6 protein-coding genes and 1 pseudogene are annotated in these 7,989 nt (G+C 62.0%); 5 read left to right on the forward strand and 2 right to left on the reverse strand.

The window, feature by feature from the left end; genetic code table 11:
• From CBB91_RS10740 to CBB91_RS10750, 3 genes and pseudogenes are all read left to right on the forward strand, one after another.
• A pseudogene (locus tag CBB91_RS10740) lies at positions 1–238 on the forward strand (hypothetical protein); the annotation flags it as partial.
• 37 nt (positions 239–275) lie between these two features.
• Positions 276–1,010 (forward strand): phosphatase PAP2 family protein, encoded by a 735-nt coding sequence (locus CBB91_RS10745; RefSeq protein ID WP_273014058.1) that lies wholly within the window; start codon positions 276–278, stop codon positions 1,008–1,010.
• Positions 1,011–1,048: 38 nt separating this feature from the next.
• Positions 1,049–2,353: an MATE family efflux transporter gene (locus CBB91_RS10750; RefSeq protein WP_273014059.1), complete on the forward strand. Its 1,305-nt coding sequence runs from the start codon at positions 1,049–1,051 to the stop codon at positions 2,351–2,353.
• Here CBB91_RS10750 and CBB91_RS10755 read toward each other — a convergent pair.
• Together CBB91_RS10755 and CBB91_RS10760 are read right to left on the reverse strand one after the other, a co-directional pair.
• Positions 2,316–3,368, reverse strand: coding sequence for a quinone-dependent dihydroorotate dehydrogenase (locus tag CBB91_RS10755; RefSeq protein ID WP_273014060.1), 1,053 nt, complete (start codon positions 3,366–3,368; stop codon positions 2,316–2,318). The two genes, CBB91_RS10750 and CBB91_RS10755, sit on opposite strands and share 38 nt — an antisense overlap.
• Entirely contained in the window at positions 3,355–3,711 is a 357-nt protein-coding gene (locus tag CBB91_RS10760) for a DUF952 domain-containing protein (protein ID WP_273014061.1), read from the reverse strand. The genes CBB91_RS10755 and CBB91_RS10760 overlap by 14 nt, the downstream gene beginning before the upstream one ends.
• Before the next feature lie 74 nt (positions 3,712–3,785).
• Here CBB91_RS10760 and CBB91_RS10765 point away from each other — a divergent pair, with 74 nt between their 5' ends.
• Entirely contained in the window at positions 3,786–4,211 is a 426-nt protein-coding gene (locus tag CBB91_RS10765; protein ID WP_273014062.1) for a DUF4112 domain-containing protein, read from the forward strand.
• A 2,014-nt stretch (positions 4,212–6,225) separates the two neighbouring features.
• Positions 6,226–7,461, forward strand: coding sequence for an argininosuccinate synthase (locus CBB91_RS10770; RefSeq protein WP_035549325.1), 1,236 nt, complete (start codon positions 6,226–6,228; stop codon positions 7,459–7,461).
• Positions 7,462–7,989: the final 528 nt, after the last annotated feature.

The raw sequence follows: 7,989 nt of genomic DNA on the forward strand, positions 1-7,989 counted from the left end.
CCTGTCGAAACAGACCAAACAGTCAGACCTTGGCGGCGCCTTGGCGGGAATGCTCAGTGGGCAGCAGCCACAGCCTGGCCAATCCGGACTTGGCGGCATGCTCGGTGGGCTTCTTGGCGGCGGCTCCAAAGCCCCATCCCAGTCCGGCGCGATGGGCATGCTTGGTGGCTTGCTCGACGCTGATGGCGACGGCAACGCAATGGACGACATTTTCCAGATGGTGATGAAACGCCAATAGGCTTGGAACCGGGCATGGCATGGGGCATTGAACCCCCATGCATGTATCCCGAACACAATGGCTGTGCGCCGGTCTCAGCCTGATCCTGTTTGCCGGTCTCGCCTTGGGCGAGGCCGGTCTCTGGCCTCTCGACGCATTTGATCGCGCCATAACGGATGCCATTCCCGCCCTGCGCAGCGAGTCTCTGAACCTGCTGATGCTGGCCGTCACGGCGCTCGGCGACAGCCGCTTCCTCATCTTTGTCAGCGTCGTCACGATTGGCGCACTCCTCATCGCGAAGGCCTGGCGCGAGGCGATCCTGTTCGGCGTCGCATTCTCGCTGATGCCCCTCATCGTGAAAGTGCTGAAAGTCACGATCGCCCGTCCCCGCCCGACCGTGGACCTTTATGGCGGTGTCGAATCCTTCAGCTTTCCCAGCGGGCACGCGACGAACTCCGCCCTCATCTATGGCGCGCTGGCCCTGCTCTCCCTCGCTGTCTTCCGCAAGCTGCCCGGTCGGCTGATCGCCGCGGCGTTTGCACTCCTCGCCATCATGATCGCCCTGTCCCGCGTCTATCTTGGCGCACATTGGCCAAGCGACACGCTGGCCGGCCTTGGCCTTGCGGGGCTTATGCTGACGATCATCTCTATCCGGCATGAGGAGGCCCGCCTGCCCGATGCGGCGAAGTTCGTGCCGTTTGTCCTCGTCCTGATCACCGCGGCCTTCCCGCTCTACCTGTTGGTTGCCCTTCCCGAAGCACGCGATCTCTACACAGCCCTTCACAGTGAGTAGGCTCGCCCCGGACCGGCATTCAGGCTAAGCGAGCCGGAATGCTGACCCGCGGAAAAGTCTTCTCTCTCGCCGTGCCAATCATCCTGGCGCAGGCCGCGACCGCCACGACGGGCGTGGTCGACACCGCCATCATGGGCCGGTTCGGAGACAAGGCAGATCTCGCAGCCGTCGCGATCGCGGCGGTGGCCTATAGTTTCATCTATTGGGGCTTCGGCTTCTTGCGGATGTCCACGACCGGCCTCACGGCGCAAGCCAATGGTCAGGGCGATACGGCAGAATCGCGCGCGATCCTGCTGCGCGCCCTGATGCTGGGCGGCGCCATTGGCCTGGCTTTGGTGTTGCTTTCTCCCCTGCTGAAGATCGGCACATTCGCGGCCTTCGAAGGCACGGAAACGGTCGAGACGCTTGCCAAAGGCTACTTTGATGCGCGCATCTGGGGGGCGCCCGCCTACCTCATGGGCCTTGCCGTTACTGGCTGGATGCTCGGCACGGGCAAGACCGGACAGATGCTCGCCTTCCAGATTGTCCTCAATGGCGTGAATGCCGGGCTGGACGCATGGTTCGTGGCCGGACTGGACAGGGGCCCGGCAGGCATCGGCGCAGGCACCGCTATCGCCGAATGGATATCGCTCGGCTTTGGTCTTATTCTGGTCGCGCCCGCCTTTCGCAGCCATGCTCGCCTGATCGACCGGGCGAAACTCGCCGCACTGTTCGCGGCCAATCGCGACATCATGATCCGCACACTGGCCCTCGTCTTCTGTTTTGCCTGGTTCGTCCGGTCCGGCACGCTGATTTCCACCGCAATTACTGCTGGCAATGAAGTCCTGCTGCAATTCATCACCGTTGCGGCCTTCGTGCTCGACGGGTTTGCCTTTGTCGCGGAAAAGGAAGCCGGCGAAGCCTATGGCGCACGGGATGGCAAACGGCTCACTCGCGCCATGCGGCTGACAACAGAATTCGCCCTCATCGCTGGCGCGGCGATCTCCCTGCTCTACTTCTTCGGCGGCGGCTGGGTATTGCAAACCTTCATCCGCGATCCGGAAGCGCAGGCCGCCGCACTGGCCTACCTTCCCTGGTGCGCAGCCGTACCATTTCTCGGCATTGCCGCCTGGCAGCTCGACGGATTATTCCTTGGCACGACGCAAGGCCGAGCCCTGCGCAATGCGGGCGTCATCTCTGCGGCGTTCTATCTGTTTGCAGACCTGTTGCTGCGCCCGGCCTATGGCAATACCGGCGTCTGGGGCGCGTTCCTGCTGATGTATGTGTTCCGCGCTGCGGCGCTGGGCATCTATGTGCCCGGCCTGTTCAAAGGTCTTTCCCGACCGCCTCAGCCAGAGACTTGAACCCATCGGCCTGCAGCAGGTGAACAAGATCCTTGTTGATCTGCTCGGCAAGGCCCGGCCCTTCATAAACCATCGCGGAATAGAACTGAACCGCGTGCGCGCCCGCCCGGATCTTGCGATAGGCATCAGCGCCGCTGGAAATGCCCCCTGCCCCGATCAGGTCGAACGCGCCATTCAATTCGCGCGCAAATGCCGCCAACACATCTGTAGACGGATCCATCAACGGCGCGCCCGACAGGCCGCCAGCCTGGTCCTTGTCAGCGCTTTGCAAGCGGTCAGGCCGCGCCAGCGTCGTGTTGGAAACAATCAGGCCTGACAACCATGCGCCAGGGCCACGCACCACACCGCAAATATCCGCAATCACCTCAGCATCCAGATCCGGCGCAACCTTCAGAAACACCGGCTTGCCATTGCGCTCCGCCGCGCCGCACGCTGTCAGCAGTGCCTCAAGNGACGCCTTGTCCTGAAGCCCGCGCAGGCCGGGCGTGTTCGGCGACGAAATATTGATCGTGATATANTCCGCATGGGGCGCAACNGCNTCGACNCCCNTNACATANTCCGCAACNCGATCTTCGCTNTCCTTGTTTGCCCCAACATTCGCGCCAAGCGGCACAGACCCGGTATAGGCCTGCAAGTTCGACACGAAATTGTCGAGCCCTTCATTGTTGAAGCCCATCCGGTTGATCACGGCCCTGTCTTCCGTCAGGCGGAACAGCCGCGGNTTCGGATTGCCCGGCTGAGGACGCGGCGTCACTGTTCCGCACTCCACAAAACCAAAACCATACTTCGCCATCGCCGTTGGCACATCGCAATTCTTGTCAAAGCCNGCGGCCAGCCCAACCGGACTGTTCAGAGACAGGCCGGATTTNGGCAGCGTAACTGCCAGCGTTGCGTGCGCCGCTGGCGGGTTGATCGGCACGCCCAGNCGCGCCTTCAGCAGGCGGATCGTAGCNGTATGCGCCGCTTCAGGGGGCANCANCTTGATGGCGGCAACGCCAAGATCAGTCAGGCTCATGATTCAATTCCTCTGGCATCACTGGCGCTCCATCTGTCCCGCAAGCCAGGCGCCAGACCGCATCGGCCTTCGCAATTTGCAGNCGCGTATACAGGTGCGGGAACAATTGTCCGCCCCGGCTCGTTTCCCATTTGAGCGGTGGCAGCCGGTCAACTGGAAAGCGGACAAGCCGCACATTCTGAAGACCGGAAAAATATTTTGCCGCCGTCTCGCCTACCTGTTTCACCGTGGAAANATGGACATAGCCATCCTCCCGGTCGAGCGGCACATCGGTCACACCGCTGGCCTCAGCGGCACGCCACTGGTCGTCGGTCAGAAGCTTGTAGACATATGCGTCATCCATACGCGCCATTCAGCAGGCTTTGACGCCGGGCGCAATATCGGGTCACTGTTGGAAAGGAATTGGGGACACACATCATGCCAACCCACATTACTCAGGAAGAAGCCGAAACCCTCNACCTGCCTGATGGCCAGANCGTGGCAGAGGCGATTGCCGGGTTTGACCGCTTTTCAGACCTGATGGACACGCGCTTCAGGATTGCCGGCGTTCCGTTCGGGCTCGACTCCGTGCTCGGCCTCGTGCCTGTGGCGGGCGATGCGGTCACCGGTGTCGCGGGCCTTTANGCCCTCGGCACAGCGGCGCGCCACAAACTGCCCNTCACGGCGCATATTCACATCGTCTGGAATCTGGTCTTTGACACGCTGCTTGGGTCGGTCCCTCTGGCGGGGGATGTCTTCGACTTCTTCTTCCGGTCCCACCGCAAGAATTTCCGCGTGGTCGAGAAACACCTCGTCAAACGCGCGCGGCGCCATCAGAAGAAAATGGCCAGGGCAAACGCCTAGATGCTGGAATCGGCCTTGTCGCTGGCGCGCGAGATCAACCATTCGCCCTTGCCGGATTCGCAGGCGGCAAACCGGCCACGCTCCTTGCCCGGAATGACATAGGAAATATCCCGGCAGGTNAGCATCACGCTGCGCTCGACTTGAGCCGACACCGTNCGCTGNACNGCGCTNTACTCNCTCACCGAATAGTTCACGGTCTTCAAGACAGGGCGNCTCGCTTCGCGCATCGTCGTCTGCTCNACCATGATCTGAACCACGCCGCCATTCGGCAAGGCCAGCTCGCGGGTCTCGCCATCCTGCGCCGTATTCACGATCGACAGGAAATCTGCCTGCAAGGTTGCCAGCAGATCATCGGCAAGGGGTGCGTCACTGGTGCGCTGGATGCGCACCGCCATGAAGGCCTCGACATTTTGCGACGCCTGCTGGACCGGAACCGGCTTCTTGAAGGTGCGCACATGGGCNGCGTTCGGCTTCAGCGCCGCTGGNGCAGTGCGCTGAACCGGNGTCTGCGCCACGAGAACGAGTGGCTTTGAGGGCTTCAGGGACGCGGTCGTTGGCATCGGGCCTGTATAGGCGGCCCAGTTCGACACGGGCGCAGCGGCCTTGGCTGGCGCTTTCCGGACGAGCGGCTTCACGGTTGGCAAGGGCGGCGTCAATGGCTCGGCAGACAGGCTCACCGCGCTCGCCATCGAAACATACTGCACTTCGCCGCGCAGAGCCTGTACTTCAGCCGCCGCAATCCGGCGCGCTTCNGCCATACGGTCGGCNTCCAGATTGGCAAGGCGCATNGCTTCNCGCTCAGCCTGGGCCAGTCGGCGGGCTTCCAGCTCGGCCAGACGGGTTGCCTCGGCGCGGGCTGCGGCCTCGCGTTCCGCTTCCAGCTCGGCCTGACGGATCGCTTCCATCCGCGCGACACGGGCAGCCTCTTCCTCAGCCAGACGCCGCTTTTGGACCTCTGCATCGGCCAGGCGTGTCGCTTCCGCCAAGCGGGCGAGGCGTTGCTCTTCCGCCAGTTGCTGAGCCTCGACCTCGGCAATCGCGGCAGCGGCGCGGCGCTCTGCCTCCGCAGAAGCGGCGGCGTCTGCAGCGCGCTGGGCCTCGACATGCTTTTCGTTGCGCGCGGCAATGTCGAACGCGATGGCCTTGTAATCAAACCACGGCTTTGTGGTCGTGCCTGCCGGTTCGGACGCCGTTGCCATCGCCAGCGCAGATGCCTGGCTGGAGGTGATCCGCTGGCTGGTCGCTGCCTCAAGCGCCGCGCGCATTTCTGCTGCGTCGCCCTCTTCGTCGCCATCGCTGCCGCTCGTATCGGTCAGCGCATTGTCCGCCGCCATGAAGGACAGGCTGGCAAAGCCGAGCACGGCAAGGCCCGCAAAGGCGAGNTGTGAAAGCTTGGANAAACGCGCGCTCATGCCAGAGGCATCATCACCGTCACCGCCGCCCAGCGTNNGCCCATTGGACAGGGTGATNGCCGGCAGGGCCCCACTCATGGAAGACATGGCCCGCGCCATCAGCGGCGTGCGCTCTGCCAGCGGCTCCACCCCTGCCCCGATCGGGCGCTTTGGCCGCGAAGCCCGCACAGGCTGTGCCCGGCGACGCGCCACATCCCGCGCAACATTCGGATGATGCACACCAGAGGCAATGGCCAGCGTAGACTGGGGCCGCACCGCCCGGCGCGCTTCCAGCCGGTCGCGGAACGATACTTCATTCACGGCTGGGCGCGAGGCGTCGGCGCGGTCATGAACCGTGTCCAGAACGGCACGGCGGAGGCTTTCGGGAAGGATCGCAACAGGCTCGCGCCTATCTGTCAGGTGCATATCAAGCATGACCCTATCTAACCCCCAGCTGCCTACCTTATCCTTAACGCGGCCAGTATATCGCGTTAACCACGTGCAAACTATCCCTTCCGCGAAGACTCTTGTTGGATTCTGGTCCACTGCCCCGCTTGTCAGCGCGGGCATTCACTCCTATTGCATCCCCGCAACCCCTGCGCCCCCATAGAAGGTACAAAGACATGTCCGTTTCCGCTCCGAAAAAAGTCGTACTCGCCTATTCCGGCGGACTGGACACGTCGATCATCCTGAAATGGCTGCAGACGGAATTCGGCGCAGAAGTCGTCACCTTCACCGCAGACCTCGGACAGGGCGAAGAGCTTGAGCCCGCCCGCGCCAAGGCGCTCGCCGCCGGGGTGAAGCCGGAAAACATTTTCATCGAAGACGTGCGCGAGGAATTCGTCCGTGACTTCGTCTTCCCCATGTTCCGTGCCAACGCCGTCTATGAAGGCGTCTACCTGCTCGGCACATCCATCGCCCGCCCGCTGATCTCCAAGCGCCAGATCGAGATTGCCGACATGGTCGGCGCCGACGCCGTCTGTCATGGCGCAACCGGCAAGGGCAATGACCAGGTCCGCTTCGAGCTTGGCTATTACGGCCTGAACCCGGACATCAAGGTCATCGCTCCGTGGCGGGACTGGAGTTTCAAATCCCGCACGGATTTGCTCGCCTTCGCTGAGCAGCACGGCATCGAGATCACCAAGGACAAGCGCGGCGAGGCCCCCTTCTCCGTCGACGCAAACCTGCTGCACTCCTCCTCTGAGGGCAAAGTGCTGGAAGACCCGGCAGAGCCTGCGCCGGAATTCGTCCATATGCGGACGATTAGCCCGGAAGACGCCCCGGACGAGCCCGAGACCATCACTATCGGCTTTGAGCGCGGCGACGCCATCGCGATCAATGGCGAGGAAATGTCGCCGGCCACCCTGCTCACCGCGCTGAACGCCTATGGCAAGAAGCACGGCATTGGCCGGCTCGACCTCCTCGAAAACCGCTTTGTCGGCATGAAGTCCCGCGGCATCTATGAAACGCCCGGCGGCACCATCCTGCTGACGGCGCATCGCGGCATTGAACAGGCCACGCTCGACAAGGGCGCCGCCCATTTGAAAGACGAGCTGATGCCGCGCTATGCGGAGCTGATCTATAATGGCTTCTGGTGGAGCCCGGAGCGCGAAATGCTGCAGGCCGCCATCGACCATTCACAGCGCTGGGTGACCGGCGAAGTCACGCTGAAGCTCTACAAGGGCCAGGCCTACCTCACCGGCCGCTCCAGCCCCTATTCTCTGTACCGGGAAGACATCGTCACCTTCGAAGACGACCACGGCGCCTATGACCAGAAAGACGCCGAAGGCTTCATCAAGCTGAACGCCCTGCGCCTGCGCTTGTTGGCGGGACGCGACCGGAAGTTCGGGAAGAACTAGTTGGTGGGGTGTGGCGAGCCCCACACAATTGACATGCTCGCCCAAACCAACCCCAACGCAAAACACCCTCCCGATATTACCACCAAAATGTCCAGAGCGGACATCAGCCGCTCAGGAAACTTTGATACTTCAGGTTTCGTTGGTGGTGGGACTTTTCCGATGGTTCCAGTTCTTACCTGTTCCTCCAAATTTGCCTTCATCCACCCTAGCGCAGCACCTTGCTGAGATAAGACGTCCGCGTTTTTGAGGAACGCTATGGACCTCAACCAAACCCCAACCCCACTAGCGAGAATTGATGCCACGAAGAAAAGTACTGGTACGAGAAACTCTTTGGGCTGCAGCCAACTACTATCTGTAGCAATTAAAGTACCCAGCACTCCTAGTGCTGCCCCAGATGCAAGCATTAGACGCTCCGCAAATGCCCGTTGCATTTCGAGAGCCATGGACATCGCTCGTTCACCCTCGCGCATGTATTGAGCGATGGTCATAACTTTGACGTCACCCAGAATCTAGAGAAGAGTGGATTAA

Origin of the sequence: Hyphomonas sp. TMED31, assembly GCF_002172815.1 — a bacterium.
GTDB lineage: Bacteria > Pseudomonadota > Alphaproteobacteria > Caulobacterales > Hyphomonadaceae > Hyphomonas > Hyphomonas atlantica.